At 73.3% G+C, this 14928-nt stretch carries 17 protein-coding genes and 1 tRNA gene; 10 read left to right on the top strand and 8 right to left on the bottom strand.

Annotated elements, in window-relative coordinates:
• Positions 1-4: 4 nt before the first annotated feature.
• Entirely contained in the window at positions 5-1579 is a 1575-nt protein-coding gene (locus tag ACRYR9_RS05240; RefSeq protein ID WP_432493165.1) for an MFS transporter, read from the top strand.
• Between the two features lie 29 nt (positions 1580-1608).
• A tRNA-Thr gene (locus ACRYR9_RS05245) sits at positions 1609-1682 on the top strand.
• 272 nt (positions 1683-1954) lie between these two features.
• Here the strand turns inward: ACRYR9_RS05245 and ACRYR9_RS05250 are convergent.
• The gene (locus ACRYR9_RS05250; protein ID WP_432509339.1) at positions 1955-2251 is read right to left on the bottom strand and encodes a hypothetical protein; all 297 of its coding nucleotides are present in this window, start codon (positions 2249-2251) and stop codon (positions 1955-1957) included.
• A gap of 234 nt (positions 2252-2485) precedes the next feature.
• Here ACRYR9_RS05250 and ACRYR9_RS05255 point away from each other — a divergent pair.
• Positions 2486-3663, top strand: a protein-coding gene (locus ACRYR9_RS05255) for an IS3 family transposase (protein WP_432493161.1) whose coding sequence is annotated in 2 segments (ribosomal slippage) — positions 2486-2770 and positions 2773-3663 — 1176 coding nt in all. Because the reading frame shifts where the segments join, the coding sequence is not laid out codon by codon here.
• A gap of 116 nt (positions 3664-3779) precedes the next feature.
• On the opposite strand, the gene ACRYR9_RS05260 is transcribed toward ACRYR9_RS05255, so the two are convergent.
• Positions 3780-4217, bottom strand: a complete 438-nt coding sequence (locus ACRYR9_RS05260; RefSeq protein ID WP_432493159.1) for a hypothetical protein — start codon at positions 4215-4217, stop codon at positions 3780-3782.
• Between the two features lie 700 nt (positions 4218-4917).
• Between ACRYR9_RS05260 and ACRYR9_RS05265 the strand changes: the two genes are divergently transcribed.
• Together ACRYR9_RS05265 and ACRYR9_RS05270 are read left to right on the top strand one after the other, a co-directional pair.
• Positions 4918-5205 (top strand): putative quinol monooxygenase, encoded by a 288-nt coding sequence (locus ACRYR9_RS05265; RefSeq protein WP_432493157.1) that lies wholly within the window; start codon positions 4918-4920, stop codon positions 5203-5205.
• Positions 5206-5535: 330 nt separating this feature from the next.
• Positions 5536-5889, top strand: a complete 354-nt coding sequence (locus ACRYR9_RS05270; RefSeq protein ID WP_432493155.1) for a hypothetical protein — start codon at positions 5536-5538, stop codon at positions 5887-5889.
• A 289-nt stretch (positions 5890-6178) separates the two neighbouring features.
• On the opposite strand, the gene ACRYR9_RS05275 is transcribed toward ACRYR9_RS05270, so the two are convergent.
• Positions 6179-6973 (bottom strand): MerR family transcriptional regulator, encoded by a 795-nt coding sequence (locus ACRYR9_RS05275; protein WP_432493153.1) that lies wholly within the window; start codon positions 6971-6973, stop codon positions 6179-6181.
• A gap of 78 nt (positions 6974-7051) precedes the next feature.
• Here ACRYR9_RS05275 and ACRYR9_RS05280 point away from each other — a divergent pair, with 78 nt between their 5' ends.
• Positions 7052-7411, top strand: a complete 360-nt coding sequence (locus ACRYR9_RS05280) for a nuclear transport factor 2 family protein (RefSeq protein WP_432493151.1) — start codon at positions 7052-7054, stop codon at positions 7409-7411.
• A 42-nt stretch (positions 7412-7453) separates the two neighbouring features.
• The gene (locus tag ACRYR9_RS05285) at positions 7454-8242 is read left to right on the top strand and encodes an SDR family oxidoreductase (protein WP_432493149.1); all 789 of its coding nucleotides are present in this window, start codon (positions 7454-7456) and stop codon (positions 8240-8242) included.
• 405 nt (positions 8243-8647) lie between these two features.
• Here ACRYR9_RS05285 and ACRYR9_RS05290 read toward each other — a convergent pair whose 3' ends face one another.
• Positions 8648-9082 carry a hypothetical protein gene (locus tag ACRYR9_RS05290; protein WP_432493147.1) on the bottom strand — a complete coding sequence of 145 codons (435 nt, stop codon included), beginning with the start codon at positions 9080-9082 and terminating at the stop codon, positions 8648-8650.
• Between the two features lie 25 nt (positions 9083-9107).
• Here ACRYR9_RS05290 and ACRYR9_RS05295 point away from each other — a divergent pair, with 25 nt between their 5' ends.
• Entirely contained in the window at positions 9108-9443 is a 336-nt protein-coding gene (locus tag ACRYR9_RS05295; RefSeq protein WP_432493145.1) for a hypothetical protein, read from the top strand.
• 70 nt (positions 9444-9513) lie between these two features.
• On the opposite strand, the gene ACRYR9_RS05300 is transcribed toward ACRYR9_RS05295, so the two are convergent.
• Entirely contained in the window at positions 9514-9975 is a 462-nt protein-coding gene (locus ACRYR9_RS05300) for a hypothetical protein (RefSeq protein WP_432493143.1), read from the bottom strand.
• A gap of 321 nt (positions 9976-10296) precedes the next feature.
• On the opposite strand from ACRYR9_RS05300, the gene ACRYR9_RS05305 reads away from it, so the two are divergent.
• Together ACRYR9_RS05305 and ACRYR9_RS05310 are read left to right on the top strand one after the other, a co-directional pair.
• Entirely contained in the window at positions 10297-11106 is an 810-nt protein-coding gene (locus tag ACRYR9_RS05305; protein WP_432493141.1) for an NAD(P)H-binding protein, read from the top strand.
• A gap of 247 nt (positions 11107-11353) precedes the next feature.
• Complete coding sequence (locus ACRYR9_RS05310) at positions 11354-11998, top strand: hypothetical protein (protein ID WP_432493139.1); 645 nt, start codon at positions 11354-11356, stop codon at positions 11996-11998.
• Between the two features lie 33 nt (positions 11999-12031).
• On the opposite strand, the gene ACRYR9_RS05315 is transcribed toward ACRYR9_RS05310, so the two are convergent.
• From ACRYR9_RS05315 to ACRYR9_RS05325, 3 genes are read right to left on the bottom strand one after another with little or no spacing between them, the layout of a single operon-like run.
• Complete coding sequence (locus ACRYR9_RS05315) at positions 12032-12463, bottom strand: PGPGW domain-containing protein (protein ID WP_432493137.1); 432 nt, start codon at positions 12461-12463, stop codon at positions 12032-12034.
• A gap of 41 nt (positions 12464-12504) precedes the next feature.
• Complete coding sequence (locus ACRYR9_RS05320) at positions 12505-13863, bottom strand: DUF2254 domain-containing protein (protein ID WP_432493135.1); 1359 nt, start codon at positions 13861-13863, stop codon at positions 12505-12507.
• A gap of 17 nt (positions 13864-13880) precedes the next feature.
• Complete coding sequence (locus ACRYR9_RS05325; protein WP_432493133.1) at positions 13881-14894, bottom strand: zinc-dependent alcohol dehydrogenase; 1014 nt, start codon at positions 14892-14894, stop codon at positions 13881-13883.
• Positions 14895-14928 lie beyond the last annotated feature (34 nt).

Raw genomic sequence — 14928 nt, forward strand, 5'->3', positions numbered from 1 at the left:
CGATGTGGATACGGCTGTATCTCCCGGTGCGGGGACAGGACGGGCGCAGCAGCGCGAGGCCCGGCTGCTGTGGGCGGCGGCCCTGCTCAACGGCCCCGCCGAGCTGGTCGACTTCGTGCTGCCGCTGTGGGCCGGAGCCGTCCTGGGGGCCGGCCCCGCCGCCGTCGGCGCGCTCGTCGCCCTCGAGCTGGTGGTCTCGGTGCTGCTGCGCCCCGCCGCCGGCGTCCTGGCCGACGCCCGTGAGCGCCGCACCGTCGCCGCCGCCGGTGCGCTGCTGTACGCGCTGTCCTGCGCCGGGTACGCCCTCGCCCCGGCGCTGCCGGTCGCGTTCGCCGCCGCCGTCCTCGGCGGCGCCGGCGGTGCGCTGTTCTGGGTGCCGGTGCGCGCCGCGGTCGCCGAGCGCCTCGAGCAGGACCCCGGCGTCTACCCGCGGCTGGTGTCGTGGGAGGAGACCGGCTCCTGGGTCGCGTTCGTCGGCGGGCTGTCCCTGCTGCCGGCGCTCGGCGAGCGCGGTCTCTTCGCCGGCTGTGCCGTGGCCTGCGCCGTCGCCGCCGCGGCGCTGCTCACCGCTCCCCGCCGCGCTCCCGGTGCGCCGGTGGGGGAGAGCGGTCCCGCCGCGCGCGCCCTGGTCCGCAGGCTGCGCCCGGTGCTGGTGGCGGTCGCCGCCACCAGCACCGCCGAGGCGGCCGTGTCCGTGCTCCTGCTGCTGCACCTGCAGCGCGGGTTCGGGCTGGGGATCGTCGGGGCAGCGCTGGTCTTCCTGCCCGGTGCGGTGGTGATGGGTGCGCTGCCCGGGCCGCTGGGCAGGCTGGTGCTGCGGCACGGCCGCCGCCGCGTGCTCGTGGGCGGCTCGCTGGCCAGTGCGGCGTTCGCGGCGAGCCTGGCGGTGGCCCCCTCGCCCCCGGTGCTCGCCGTGCTGTGGGTGCTCAGCGCCGCGGCGTACGCGGCCGTCGTGCCCGTCCAGCAGGCCGTCGTCGCCGAGGCGTCCGGAGCGGGCACCGGCCGTGGGCTGGGGCTGTACGAGGCGGCTGCGCTGCTCGGCGGCGCGGTGGGCGCGGCCGCCGCGGGCGTGCTGTACCAGGGGGCGTCGTGGGCGGTGGGGTGCCTGGTGGCGGCGCTGGTCCTGGCCGCCGGTGCGGTGGTGGTCCCGCGGGCGGTGCGTGCGCTCGGGGTCGCCGACCGGCCCGCGGTCCCGGTGCCCGGCGGTGCGCCTCCCGCAGCGCCCCGGGGGGCCGCCGCGGCGGTGCCGCCGGTCGCGCCCGACCCCGCGCCCGCCCCCGGGGCGCAGGCGCCGGTGCGGCCGGTGAAGACCCCCGCGCAGCGGCTGCGGGAGCTGGCGCAGCACGTCGCGCTCGTCGCCGTCGTGCAGGTGGTCCTGGTGCTCGTGGACCTGTCGTGGCTGGCCGACCGGCTCACCGGGCAGCGCCGCGACCTCGACGGCGCCGCCGCCCTCGTGCACGGCGCCGGGCGCGTGTGGCTGTTCGTGCTCGCCGTGGACGTCGTCTGGACGCTCGTCACCGTCGTCCGCGCTCGCGGGCGCGACGCGGCGCGGTCGAGCGCGGCCCGTGACGTCCTGTAGGCTTCTGACCCGTGCTCTCCGGGGCACGTGCCGCCTTAGCTCAGTCGGCCAGAGCGACGCACTCGTAATGCGTAGGTCCGGGGTTCGATTCCCCGAGGCGGCTCGTGAAAGCGTTGCGACGCAACGGTTTTCGGGGCCTATCCTGGATGTTGTCAGGGTAGGCCCCGCCTCTTATCACCCACTTGTCACCCACTTTGTGGTCGCTGACGTCTGCTCGACCTCCGCATCCCTCGTGCCTCGCTCTGGCCGACTGGGCCAAAGCAGCTGTGATGTGAGTCACCCTGTGCTCACGCTCAACGAGCCACCAGCGACGAAAGCGCCCCTGCGCCGTCCCGATCAAGGGCAGCGCAGGGGCGCAGGTGGTGCGAGGGGCCGTCAGGCGGTGGAAGCGACGGCTCCGACAATGGCGATGATCAAGCGAGCCCCGAGGCTGACCGCACACAGGACCGTGCCCAGCTCGACCGCGCGGGAGTAGGCCAGCTCACCGCGCGCGGAGCGGCGGGAGGCCCTGATGCCCCAGGTCAGGCCGATGATGCTGAAGATCGAGAAGCCGAAGCCGATCACAGCGAAAATCGGAATCCACCACCGGTGCCGAGGCTTGGGCGGCGCCTGTCCGGAGCTGGGTTGGTCAACTCCGACCTGAGGCTGGTAGCGATCGTTGGGGGAGAGCATGCCGCGCAGCCTGCTGGACTGCGCCTGGCGGTGAGGCTGCGGCGGGCACCCATCACCCGTGTGGAGCAGCACCCACCGCCCGGTCAGCAAAACCGGTCAAGGACCTGCAAGTGCTCCACGGTGACGCGGTAGCCGCTGCTCCAGACGCCGTCGGCCCACAGGAAGAGGGTCTGCTGCATGATCCGGTGACACCGAACCTGGCTTGCCGCTGAGGCAGCCTGGAAGGATGTCGCTGTGCCCAAGCCCTACCCCCGCGAGTACCGCGACGACGTCGTGCGCGTCGCACGGGAGCGCGATCCCGGCGTGGCCCTGAAGCTGATCGCCGCCGACTTCGGCATCCACGTCATGACGCTGTCGAAGTGGATGCGCCAGGCCGACGTCGACGCTGGGGTGAAGTCGGGGAGCACCACCACGGACAACGCTGAGCTGCGGGAGGCTCGTCGTCGAATCAAGCTGCTAGAGCAGGAGAACGAGGTGCTGCGCCGGGCGGCTGCCTACCTATCGCAGGTGAACCTGCCGGGAAAAGGCTCTTCCCGCTCGTGAGGGAGCTGGCTGCTGAGGGGATCCCGGTCGCCATCACGTGTCGGGTGTTGAAGATCGCTCGCCAGCGCTACTACCGCTGGCTCGACCAGCCGGTCACGCCGGCTGAGCTGGAGGAGGCCTACCGCGCCAACGCGCTCTTCGACGCCCACCGGGAGGACCCCGAGTTCGGCTACCGCTACCTCGCCGAGGAAGCCCGCGATGCCGGCCGGCCGATGGCCGAGCGAACCGCGTGGCGGATCTGCTCGACCAACGGCTGGTGGAGTGCCTTCGCCAAGCGGCGCAGCAAGAACGGCAAGAAGCCAGGACCGCCCGTCCACGACGACTTGGTCCAGCGCGACTTCACCGCCGAGCAGCCCAACCAGCTCTGGCTCACCGACATCACCGAGCACAAGACGGGCGAGGGGAAGCTTTGCCTCTGCGCCGTCAAGGACGCCTTCTCCCGCTGGATCGTGGGCTACTCCATCGACTCGCGGATGAAGTCCAGATTGGCGGTGGCGGCGCTGTCCAATGCTGTCACCCGCCGCCGGGTCGAGGGCGTGGACGTGGCCGGATGCGTGGTGCACAGCGACCGAGGGTCGCAATTTCGATCAAGGAAATATGTGTACGCTCTCGGCCGGCACGGGCTGGTCGGGTCGATGGGCCGCGTCGGCGCCGCCGGCGACAACGCCGCGATGGAGAGCTTCTTCGCCCTGGTGCAGAGCAACGTCCTGGACCGCCAGTCCTGGGTCACCCGTGAGGAGCTGCGGATCGCGATCGTGACCTGGATCGAGCGGACCTACCACCGGCGCCGCCGCCAGGCTGGTCTGGGTCGACTGACCCCCATCGAGTACGAGACCATCATGACGCCACCGGCCAGTCAGGCCGCGTGATGTGATCTGTCACCGGATCATGCAGCAGACCCAAGTGGTCGCCGGGTCCCCTGGCGCGTCGTCCTGCATCAGGGGTGAGCCGGCGGTCACATTGCAGAGCTCAAAGTGTTGTGCGGTTAGCCCAAATTGAACGAAACCGCCCAGTTCTGATCAGCAAGCTCTTGATAAGAAAATTCCAAGCTGCCGCGGCGACCCACTTCAATCTCATAAAAGTCGGCCTTTGGCACGTCAGTGACGCTGAATGGGTAGTTGCAATAGACGCTCTCGAGAACGCCAGCATCGAACCCATCTCCCTGGCTGCTTCCCAGCGAGGAGGTAGCTAGAATATTGCCGCTACCGTCACGAACGGTCACTCGAGTTCCCTTGCTGATGTCCTCATAGCCCTTTCCGGACCAACAGACTCCGCTGCCTTCCTTGTAGTTTCCATTTACGACAGCCATAGTGCCCGTGATTGTTTGGGTCGTCGGCATCACAGAGGTTGCCGTGGCCTTCACGGCCTTGCCGGCGACTGCAACTGCACCGAACGAAGCCATTCCGAGGCCGAGGACACCCACAACAGCAGCTACGGGCAAGAGCCATCGAGGCCGAGGGCGAGACGGGACTGTCGAGGGAAGGACATTGAAGGTCGCGTTCGGAGCCGAACGAGGGGTGGGTGCCGTTGCGGAAGAAGCGTCGGGACGCCCGCACATCGAACAGAACGGGCCCTGCAGAGGCGTTCCGCAGTGAATGCAGTGCATGACGATCCTCGCTCGGTCGTGGGTCAACAGCTGGTGCCTCCTGTTGATCGGGTCGCACTCAGTCACGCCTCAAGCCGCTGATTGGGTGAGTGGACGGCTCGACCGTAGGGACGCCGCCAAGCAGCGCGGGTACCACACCTCTTACCGACGACTGCTTGACCGGGGCTGCCCCCCGTGCCCCCGAAGTGCCCCCGAAGTGCCCCCGGTGCCGCCGCACCTGCCCCCAGCAGCCCCCACCAACCGACTGCCGGACAAGCACGGCGGCACCCTCCACGCCGCCCCTGCGCACCCCTGAACTGGCTCGTAATGCGTAGGTCCGGGGTTCGATTCCCCGAGGCGGCTCGTCAGGGCCCCACAGGTCACAGACCTGCGGAGCCCTTCGCGTGCGCGGAGGTGCTGGGGCGACGCGGCGGCGCAGTCGTCGCCTGGACGTGCTCGCGCCGGGCAGGGCGGTGAGATCGGGCGGTCCGCGCGGTCTCCAGTCGTGCACACCGTCCCGTTCCGGAGGGGGTTCCCCGTGGTCATCGTCGCCGGGCACCTCGTCGTCGACCCCGAGGTCCGCGATGCCTACCTGACCGGCTGCGTCGACGTGGTGCGGCAGGCCCGGCGTGCCGACGGCTGCCTGGACTTCAGCATCGCGGCGGACCTGCTGGACGCCGGCCGGATCAACGTCTTCGAACGCTGGGAGTCGCAGGCGGCCGTGGACGCCTTCCGCGGCAGCGGCCCGGGTGGTGAGCAGAGCGCCGCGATCCGCTCGGCGTCCGTGGCCGAGCACGACGTGTCCGCGACGCGCTCCTTGACGTGAGAGCCGGCCTCCCGGTGCACGGCCACCGTCGCGGTGCGCCTGGCGCCCGGGCGTGGAGCGCGTCGCTCTCCTCGGGCCGGTCGGCTGAGGCGTCGGCGTCCGCGCGGCAGGCCGTGCGGGTCCTGGGGGCGGACTGCCCACCGGTGTGCTCGCTGGACGTGGCGCGGGCCCGTGCTCGAGGGCCGGTGGCGGCAGTGGGTCGGGACGACGCGACCGGGTACGCCGAGTTCGCCGTCTGACCACTGCGGGGCGAACGCCCGCGGCTCGACCTGGTGGGTGCAGCACGGCACCCTCGGTGTCGCGTGCGAGGGTGGGCAGGTGCGCCCGCGGATGTTCTTGCCTCGCCCGGAGCTGGAGCCCGGCGAGCGGGTGCTGCGCACCTGGCACGCGAACCGGCTGCGACGCGGCGTCGCACGGGGCGGGACGTTGAACCTCACCGACCGTCGGCTGCTCTTCCAGCCGAACACCCTGGAAGCGTTGATCGGACTGCGCGCTGAGTCGTGGGACTGCTCGCAGCTCGGTGGAGCTGAGCTGGTCGAGGGCCGGCGCTGCATCGCCACCTGGCGGCGGAGGCTGGGAGTCGTCCTCACCGACGGCGAAGTCCTGCAGTTCGTCGTCTGGGAGCCTGAGGCCGCGGTCGACGAGTTCGACGCTCTGCTGGCCGTCTGGGCGAGGTCTCGCTGACGCTGTGAGCGTGCACCGCGGGAGCCGGTGGGCTGCTCCCTCTCGGTCCTCGGTGTTCTGCGTCGGTGGGTGGCCGACGGTGTGGTCCACGTGCGCGTCCGGGTCCGTCACGAGCCGGACCGTTCCTGCGCGGTGCTCGTCGAGGGACCGCAGGGGGAGGTGCTGGTGGGCACCACCCGGCAGACCGGGCAGGTCTACGCCGTGGCGCGCGAGGGTGCTGCCCGCCTGTTCGCGGTGGCGGTGGAGCAGACCGTCGACCGGGAACCAGCGGTCCACCGTCCACCGGTGTTCACGTCACGCGGAACACCGGCCACCCGATCTCTGTGCGCCACGCCGCCGGATCGCTCGTGTCCCGGGGCCCGACGCGGTAGACCTCCCGCACCGGCCCCGCCACCGACATCGCGTTCTCCACGACCCAGGCACCGAGCTGACCGTAGGTGACATCGGCGCCGTCGTGCTCGCCGACGTGGGTGGCCACCGCGAGCTCGGCGGCGGCAAGGGTCATGGCGTGCACCCGCCCGGTGCGAGGCGGCGTGGTCGTCGGCAGGTAGAGCAGCACCTGACCGCGGCCTTGCTCGAACAGGGAGTTGTCGTAGTGGCCACCGGGCGGTCCGGTCGCTGCATCACCGACGGCCGCCTCCAGCTCAGCCATCGCGCCGGCGAACCAGGCTTCGACGTCGTCGTGGTCGACCTCGGCCGTCACCGCTGCGACCGTGCGGGCGGGTTCGGCGCGCAACTCGACCTCGAGCGGGGTGGGGTCGGGTCGAAGCAGGCGGCGCAGCGAGGTGACCGCGGCCCGGGTGCGGTCGAGCTGGGTCTCCAGGCGTTGGAGGTGATCCGCGACCAGGGTCGCGCGGACACCGGGGTCAGGGGTCCGCAGGATCCGCTGCACGTCGCCCAGAGGGACGTCGAGCTCGCGGAGGCGGTTGATGACCTGTGCGTTCGGGATCTGCTCGACGGCGTAGTAGCGGTAGCCCGTGGCCTCGTCCACCACAGCCGGCTCGAGCAGCTGTCCCTCGTGGTAGCGGCGCAAGGTCCGCACGCTCAGGTGGGTCAGACGCGAGAACTCCCCGATGGTCAGCACGCGTCCAGTGTGGAGGTTCCCCCTGGGGGAGGGTCCACCGCTTGACCCTCCCGCGCCGGAAGGCCGCACGGTGACGACATGACACACACCGACCTCCGCTCCGACACCCTCCCGGCCACCGTCCGCGACTTCCTGGCGGCCAGCACCGTGCACGACGTCGACACGGCCTCCTCGTTCCTCGCCGAGGGCGTCGTGGTCGTCGACCAGAACGAGACCTTCCGGGGTCGCGACGAGGTGCACGCGTTCCTGCGCGACGCCGGCTCCGAGTTCGAGTACACGACCGAACAGATCGGCGCCCGCCGCGTCGACGACGAGCACTGGGTGGTGACCCTGCGCCTCGAGGGCACCTTCCCGGGCGGTGTCGCCGACCTGGACCACCGCTTCACGCTCCGCGGCGACCTCGTGGCCGAGCTCGTCATCGCCAACCACGAGGCCTGAGCCAGACCGCGCACCACCGAACCGTCAGAGGGAAGAGGGAGAATGTTCAGCGCGGAACGTGACCGTCTTGATGGCCGCCGCGCGCTCGTCACGGGCGGGTCGAAGGGGTCGGGCAAGGCCGTCGTCACCCGCCTGCGGGAGATGGGCGCCGACGTGTGGACCACGGCGCGGACGATGCCCGACGGGTACGACCGCCCCGACCGGTTCATCGCGGCGGACACGTCGACCGTCGAGGGCGCACAGCTCGTGGCGGAACGCATCACCGAGGTCGGCGGCGCGCTCGACGTCCTCGTGCACGTCGTCGGGGGCGCCTCGACGCCGTCGGGTGGGTTCGCGGTCATCACCGAAGAGCAGTGGCTGACCGAACTGAACCTGAACCTCCTGGGTGCGGTGCGGCTCGACCGGGCCCTCCTGCCGGCGATGGCCGAGGCCGGGTCGGGTGTGGTGCTGCACTTCACCTCGATCCAGCGGGAGCTGCCGCAGTACGACGCGTCACTGGCGTACGCGGCGGCCAAGGCGGCACTGCGCACGTACAGCAAGGGCCTCGCCAACGAGCTCGCGCCCCGCGGGGTGCGGGTCAACGACATCAGCCCCGGTGGAATCGAAACCGAGGCCTACGAGCGGTTCGTGGACCGGATCGCCGAGGGCAACGGCCTCACCCGCGAGGCCGCGAAACAGACGATCCACGACTCCCTCGGTGGGGTTCCCCTGGGGAGGTTCGCGCAGCCCGAGGAGATCGCCGACCTGGTCGGGTTCCTCGTCTCCGACCGCGCCTCGGCCATCGTGGGTGCGGAGTACGTCATCGACGGCGGCACGGTCCCGACCGTGTGAGCCGACGGTGGGGCGGCGGCGAGGAGATCGTGGCCGCCCCGTCCGGACACCCGCACGCCGGTTCGGTGCGACCGTGCAGTCGGGGCACGGCTCAGCGACGGTCAGCTGCGCCTACCCACCTGCAGGTCAGAAGAGCCGACAGCGGCTCGGGGGCCTCTCGCGAACTTCAGGCGATGGATCTCAGCCCGACTGCGACCCGTCACGCACGGGCCGATCTGGTGAGGCCGCAGACGACCGTGGATGACCGGTCACGTGCACCTGGTGGTGCCCCGCCCGTCGTGCGGGCGCGATGGGCAGCGGGTGCGCATCGTCTCGGCGGGTGGCTCCACGGCTCCGGAAGGCCTCGTGGACGTCGGCGCGCACGGACGGCACCCGCGGCGTGCGGAGTCGGGTCGGCGCGGGTTCTCAGCGGTGCCCGTCGCCGGGGCGCACCAGGGTGAGGCTGTGACTGGTCTCGGGGAGGCCCGCCTGCGGCCAGGAGAAGGTCAGGTGCACCTGGTCGCCCTCGGGCAGTTCGGCGATCCAGTAGCGCGCGTCCACCACGAAGCGGACCTCGCCGGTGCTCTCGTCCGCGTGGGCGCGCACGGCACGTTGCCGAGGGTGCACCTCGTCGGCCAGGTCGTTGAGCTTCACGTGCAGCACGGGGTGCGAACCGGGCACCGTGCCGCCGGACGGGTCCAGGGGTTCGCGCGGCAGGTCGCTCGTCTGCCGGTGGGCGGCTTCGGCGTGGACGCCGTCGGCGCGCAGGTGCAGGTGCAGCACCGACCCGGCCGGGTGGGCGTGGGCTTGGACGTGCTCCAGTTCGGCGCGGATGGCCGGTGAGGAAGCAGTGGCGCTCACCGGTCGCCCGACTAGCGTCGGGAACGTGCCGGAGCCTTCGCTGCAGCAGCCCGCCCATGATTCCCGTCAGCCTTTCCGCATCGTGGTGGACGTCCTGGCCACCCCCGAGCAGGTGCACGCGCTGCAGGAGGTGATCGGGCAGGCGCTGTGCGCGGCGCCGGCAGAGCATCCCGGTGCGTGCCGCACCGCCTGGTCGATGGCGCACGTCGGTGGCGGTGCCGACGGCCTGGACGGCTCGTACGGCCTGGACCAGGAGGAAGCAGCCTTCCTGCGTGAGCACCTGGCGCAGGTGCCGGTGTGGCCGCGAGCAGAGGTCGACCGCAGCCTGGGGCTGCCGCCGACCCCGCACCCGCACCCGTGACCGTCACCCGCTGTCGCGCCGTCAGGACGCTGAGGCCGCGGTGTCGGCGGCACGACGTGCACCCCGGCGCCTACGCCTCAGCGGGCGGCTCGTAGCGGGCCCGCCGCTGCTGGCCCCGGGCGAAGGCCGTCTCACAGATCCAGTCCTCCAGGCGATCACCCAGGTGGGCAGCGATCTGCGCATCGGTGGTGGGCAGATCGACGTCCTCCGGACCGGGCGCCCACCAGGGAGACAGCAGCATCTCCTCGTGCCGCTCACCGGGGACGTCGATGCGCACCCACACGTCCCCCTCGCGCCCGTCGACGCCCCGGTGCACGCTCAGGTCCTCGAGCTCTTCCGGCTCCAGCACGCTGGTGACCACCGGCTCGACGACCCGCCGGCGCAGCTCGGCCAGCTGCTCGTCGTCGGTATCGGTGACCGGACCGGGACGGGGTTCGCGCTGGCCGGCCAGGGGAGTGGTGTTGACCTGCGCGCGCCACCACGGGTGCGGCGTGCCGTGGCCCCGGGGGCGGTAGCGGCGGTGTTCACCCACCTGCTCAGGATGCCCGGTCACGAGTCCGGGCAGCGGGGCGTTCCGCGGTGGCGGCTGCGCACTCCCTCGACGGTGCGCGAGGGGTGACCGCGCTGAACACCGCTCGGCCGGCAGCGGAGACGGCGTCCTCGCGCACCACCTCGATCGCGCACCGTCCGCGCCGTGAGCGGAAGGTCTTCGCGCGGGCACGCCGACCGCAGGGTGAGCTGGCGCGAGCGGGCGAACGCGGCGACGGGTCGATCCGCCCGTCAGCGGTCTTGCCGTGCGAGCAGCAGCCGTGCTCACCTGGTGCTGCCCTGGCCGCAGGCGGTGGAGGAACGCGTGAGAGTCCTGGTCACCGGCGCCACCGGCAGCGTCGGCCGCCTGGTGGTGGACCACCTCTTGGCTCGGGGGGCGCCGCAGGTGCGCGCCTTGACGGTGGACCCCGAGCGCGCGGCCCTGCCCGCGCAGGTCGAGGTGGTGCGCGGGACGGTGACGCAGCCCTCGGTGCTGCGAGAAGCGCTGCGCGGTGTCGACCGCCTCTACCTGGCGCCGGCGCCGGCCACGGCGCAGCGGGTGGTGACGGCCGCGCGCCGCGCCGGTGTGAGGCGCGTGGTGGACCTGTCCGGGGAGCCGGACAGCTGGTGGGGATCGGTGGCCGCGGCGGTCGAGGCGGGTGGTGTGCCGTGGACGCACCTGTGGCCGTGGGACTTCATGGAGAACGCGCTGCTGTGGGCGCCGCAGATCCGCGAGCACGGCACGGTGCGCGAGCCGTGGCCGCAGGCCGCCAGCGCTCCGGTCGCGATGGACGACATCGCCGCGGTCGCCGCCGCGGTCCTGCTCGGTGAGGGGCACGAGGGCCGCGCCCACACCCTGACCGGTCCACAGGTGCTCACGCGCCGCGAGCTGGCCGCTGCTCTCGGCCGGGCGCTGGGCCGCGAGGTGCCCTTCGTGCAGGTGGGCCGCCAGGAGGCGATCGCGGTGCTGGCGGCGAGCACGGGCGAGAACGCCGGCTGGTACGTCGACACGGTCCTGGCCGGGTTCGCCGCCGGGGGCGCCTCGACGTCCTCCGTCGTGCAGGAGGTCCTCGGCCGCCCGGCCACCACCTTCGCACGGTGGGCGCACCAGCACGCCGACGACTTCCGCGGGTGAGTGCGGATCGGGTGGGGACGCGGGGCCTTCCACGGCCGGGCTCGCACGGGTGGTGGCAGCACTCGTCCACCCCCGGGTAGCGGCCGGCTCGGAACGGCGGCACGGACCGTCCCGCACACGCGACCCCGACGGGGTGGGTGCAGGTACCCCGTTCGTCGTGCCGCGAGCGGTGCGCGACCACCACGCGGCGGACGCGGTACCTCCGCGGACCCGGGCAGGGTGAGGGTTCCCCGACCCGGGAGGCCCCGTGATCGACGACCCCGCACCCGTGCGTGCCGTGCGCGCCGCGGTGGAACGCACCCTCGACGCCGCCGTCCTCGCCTTCGAGTCGACCTTCGAGGTGCTCGGCCCGCCGTTCTTCCGCGGCACCTCCACCGGTTGCTGCGACCTGCGCGTGCCCGTGGTGCGGGGGGAGGTGTTCTTCGACCCGGGGGAGGTGCCCTGGCCGAGCGCCACCCGCTCGGCGGTGCTGCACGGGCGCACCCTGTGGCTGGGCTCGCCCGGTGCCGTGCCCGGCGGGCCGCCGCAGTGGGAGGCGCTGCCGGTGCGGGGCCTGGCCGCGTGCGACCTGGTGACCCTGCTGTGGGTGCGTGGCGTCACTACGGCCGTCGAGCGGCCCGGTGAGCCCGGGCGCTTCGACGTGCAGGCCGACGCGGCCACGGCCGCCGCGCACAGCCCGCCGGACGTGGCGGCGAGCCTGCGCGAGGACACGGACACCGAACCGCCCGTGGACGTCCTGCGCGGCAGCGTCCTCGTCGGCGACGGCGGCGCCGGGATCGTGCGGGAGGTCGGCCTCACGTTCGTCGGGGACCCCGAGCGGCGCGTGACCCTGGCGCTGCGCCGCACCGCCCGCTGCGCGGTCGAGGTGCCCGGGGCGGCCGGCGCGGGGTGAGCCCCGCGCGCCGTCGTCCGCGGGCCGGCCCGCTCAGCGCCGCCGGCGCGCCCGGTGCGCCGCGCGCGCCCGCCGCCCGCGCTCGGTGTTCGCCCAGGCGACCACCGCACCCAGGAACAGCCCGCTCAGCACGAGGAACCCCCCGGTCAGCGGCCCCACCAGCGGCAGCGGCACCCCGGCCAGCCCCAGCGCGCCCACCACGACCAGCGCCACGGCGCTGACCACCGACAGCACCGCCCGCCACCGGCTGCGGCCCACCTCGTCCACGCCGCGCCACGCCTCGCGCTGCGCGCGGCGCAGCGGTCGGCGCGCCCACGCGTACTGCGTGGCCAGCACCGCCAGCCCCGCGGCCACCAGCACGAACCCCGGCCCGGGCAGCACCAGCAGCGCCGCCCCGGCCAGGGTCAGCGCCCCGCCCGCGACGGTGACGGCGGTCTTCTTCACGGCCTGCGCCGACCTCGGCACCCCGTCCCCTCCTCGTCGTCCCCGTCCCGGCGCGAAGCCCGTCAGCGCCGGCCGTGCGCGACCTCCGCCAGGGCCGCCGCCACCTGCTGAGCGCGCTCGCGCACCTGCCGGCGGTCCGCGACCGTCCAGGGCTGATCGTCGAGCACCTCCAGCACCTGCTCCACCTGGGCCAGCAGCGGCTGCGCGCGCCCGGGCGGGACGCGCTCGCCCAGGGACTCGAGCACCTCCAGCAGGCGCAGGGTCACGGACACGTGCTCGACGCCGACGCGGCGCAGCTGGCTGATGGCGGCGTCCACGTGGTCGTCCCAGTCCGGGCGCTCCAGCAGCACCAGCAGCCGGCCGTCGCGGGTGCTGCGCACCGGAGGTTCCAGCTCGCGCCCGGCGAGGACGCCCAGCGCGTCACCCAGGTGCAGCAGGACGTGCTCGGCGGTGGTGGGGTCGTTCGTCGACGGCGACAGCGCGCGCAGCCCCACGTCCACCAGCTGCTGCACCACGAACAGCGGGTCGTGCGCGGGGGTGCGCTCCTCGCCGAGCACCACCGCGCGGCGGACGTCCTCCACGACCTCCTGGCCCGGGGGCGGTGCCACCGCCGCGAGCACCGACCCGCGGGCCGCGAAGCTGCCGACGCCGGCGCGCACGTGCACCAGCAGCGGGTGGTCGGCGTGAGCGTGCTCACCGGTGCTCAGCAGCCGGTCGACGTCGACGGCGCGCACGAACCCGCCGTGCTCGGCGCGCACGAGGACGTGCGGGTGCCCGGCCACCTCCCGCCGCAGCGCGGCGGCCCGCTCCGGGTGGTCGTCCGGTGCGGCGGCCGGTTCCCCGACCCCGCGGGGGTGGGCGTCCTCCAGCTGCTCCAGCAGGTCGTCGCGCAGCCGGGTGATCACCACCGACACCTGCAGCGCGAGGGACACCTGGTGGATGAAGAAGACGAGCAGCCCCATGCAGACCAGCGCCAGCACGACCCCGGTGGTCACCGCCAGGCCCGGCACGAACACCGGGCCCTGGTCGCCGCTGCGCACCGTGCGCAGCACCAGCAGCGCGTAGACGAACGTGCCGGTGTAGGCGCCGATGACCAGCTGGTTGGTGAGGCTGGAGGTGAAGCCGCGCAGGATGCGCGGGGAGAACTGCGAGGACGCCTGCTGCAGCGCCACCATCGTCAGCGAGAAGGCGATGGAGACGACCGTCAGCAGCGAGCCGGCGATCGCGGACAGCAGGGTGCGGGCGGCGTCGGCCGACCCGCTGAAGAGCCAGGACCCGGCGGCGCCGGTGGTGTCGCCGAAGGTGCTGTCGATCCACACCAGCACCTCGGCGAGCACCGCCTCGCACAGGACGACGACCCCGGGCAGGAACCACAACCTCGAGCGGGCGTCCTCCCAGCGGTTCACCACCCACGTGCGCACGGCCCGATCCTGTCGGTTCAGGGGTGCAGCAGCACCTTCAGGGCGCCGGAGGAGCGGTCGCCGAGGACGTCCAGCGCCTGCGCGGCGTCCTCGACGGCGAACTCGTGGGTGATCAGGACGGTGGGGTCCAGCACGCCGGCGGCGAAGGCGCGCACCGCGTACGCCCAGGCGCGCGTGGGGGCGCCGAAGACGGTCAGGACGTGCACGTTGCGCGAGACCAGCTCCAGGGAGGAGAGGTCGTCGGCGTCGGCGGCGGGGATGCCGGTGAGGACGACGCGGCCGCCGCGGCGGGCCAGGCGCACGGAGGTGCGGGCCACGCCGGGAGCGCCGGCGGCCTCGATCACGGCGTCGAAGGTGCCCTCCAGCGCCTCGGCGCCCTCGGTGGTCGTGTAGTGCGCGGCGCCGCAGCGGCGGGAGAGCTCCTCGCGGGAGTCGTTGCGGTGCACGACGGTGACCTCGCAGCCGGCGCCGCGCAGCAGCTGCACGGCCAGCAGGCCCAGCGTGCCGGCGCCGACGACGGCGACCTTCGAGCCGGCCGAGACGTCGGCCAGCAGCACGGCCTCGGCCACGCAGGCGGCGGGCTCGATGCCGGCGGCGGCGCGCAGGTCGGCGCCCTCGGGGAGCAGGTGCAGGTAGCGGGCGGGGATCGTCAGGTACTGCGCCCAGCCGCCGGGCAGGGTGAAGCCGGTCTCCTCGTACTGCTGCTCCCAGCCCTCGGTGTCGCCGGCGACGGAGGCCGGGGTGCCCTCGGCGGTGCGGATGCCCTGCCCCACGACGCCGCGACCGACGATCTCCCCGGGCACGCCGTCGCCGACGGCCTCGACGGTGCCGGACCACTCGTGGCCGGGCACGACGGGGTAGCGGACGAACTCGGCGGGGCGGGTGCCGGCGAACACCTCGCGGTCGGAGCCGCAGATGCCGCAGTGGGCGACCTTGACGAGCGCCTCCCCGGGACCGGGGGGCGCCACCTCCACGTCGACGACCTCGAGCTGACCGGGGGAGACGATGCGCACGGCGCGGGAGCTAGCCATGGGGCAGAACCTAGTGCCCGCCCCCGACCCGGCG

Source organism: Kineococcus auxinigenes (assembly GCF_050871525.1).
In the GTDB taxonomy this organism is placed as follows: Bacteria; Actinomycetota; Actinomycetes; order Actinomycetales; family Kineococcaceae; genus Kineococcus.

Coding starts and splice junctions, on each gene's coding strand:
- ACRYR9_RS05280 (WP_432493151.1), top strand. CDS start 7,052: ATGACACACACCGACCTCCGCTCCGACACCCTCCCGGCCACCGTCCGC.
- ACRYR9_RS05325 (WP_432493133.1), bottom strand. CDS start 14,894: ATGGCTAGCTCCCGCGCCGTGCGCATCGTCTCCCCCGGTCAGCTCGAG.
- ACRYR9_RS05250 (WP_432509339.1), bottom strand. CDS start 2,251: ATGCTCTCCCCCAACGATCGCTACCAGCCTCAGGTCGGAGTTGACCAA.
- ACRYR9_RS05270 (WP_432493155.1), top strand. CDS start 5,536: ATGTTCTTGCCTCGCCCGGAGCTGGAGCCCGGCGAGCGGGTGCTGCGC.
- ACRYR9_RS05285 (WP_432493149.1), top strand. CDS start 7,454: ATGTTCAGCGCGGAACGTGACCGTCTTGATGGCCGCCGCGCGCTCGTC.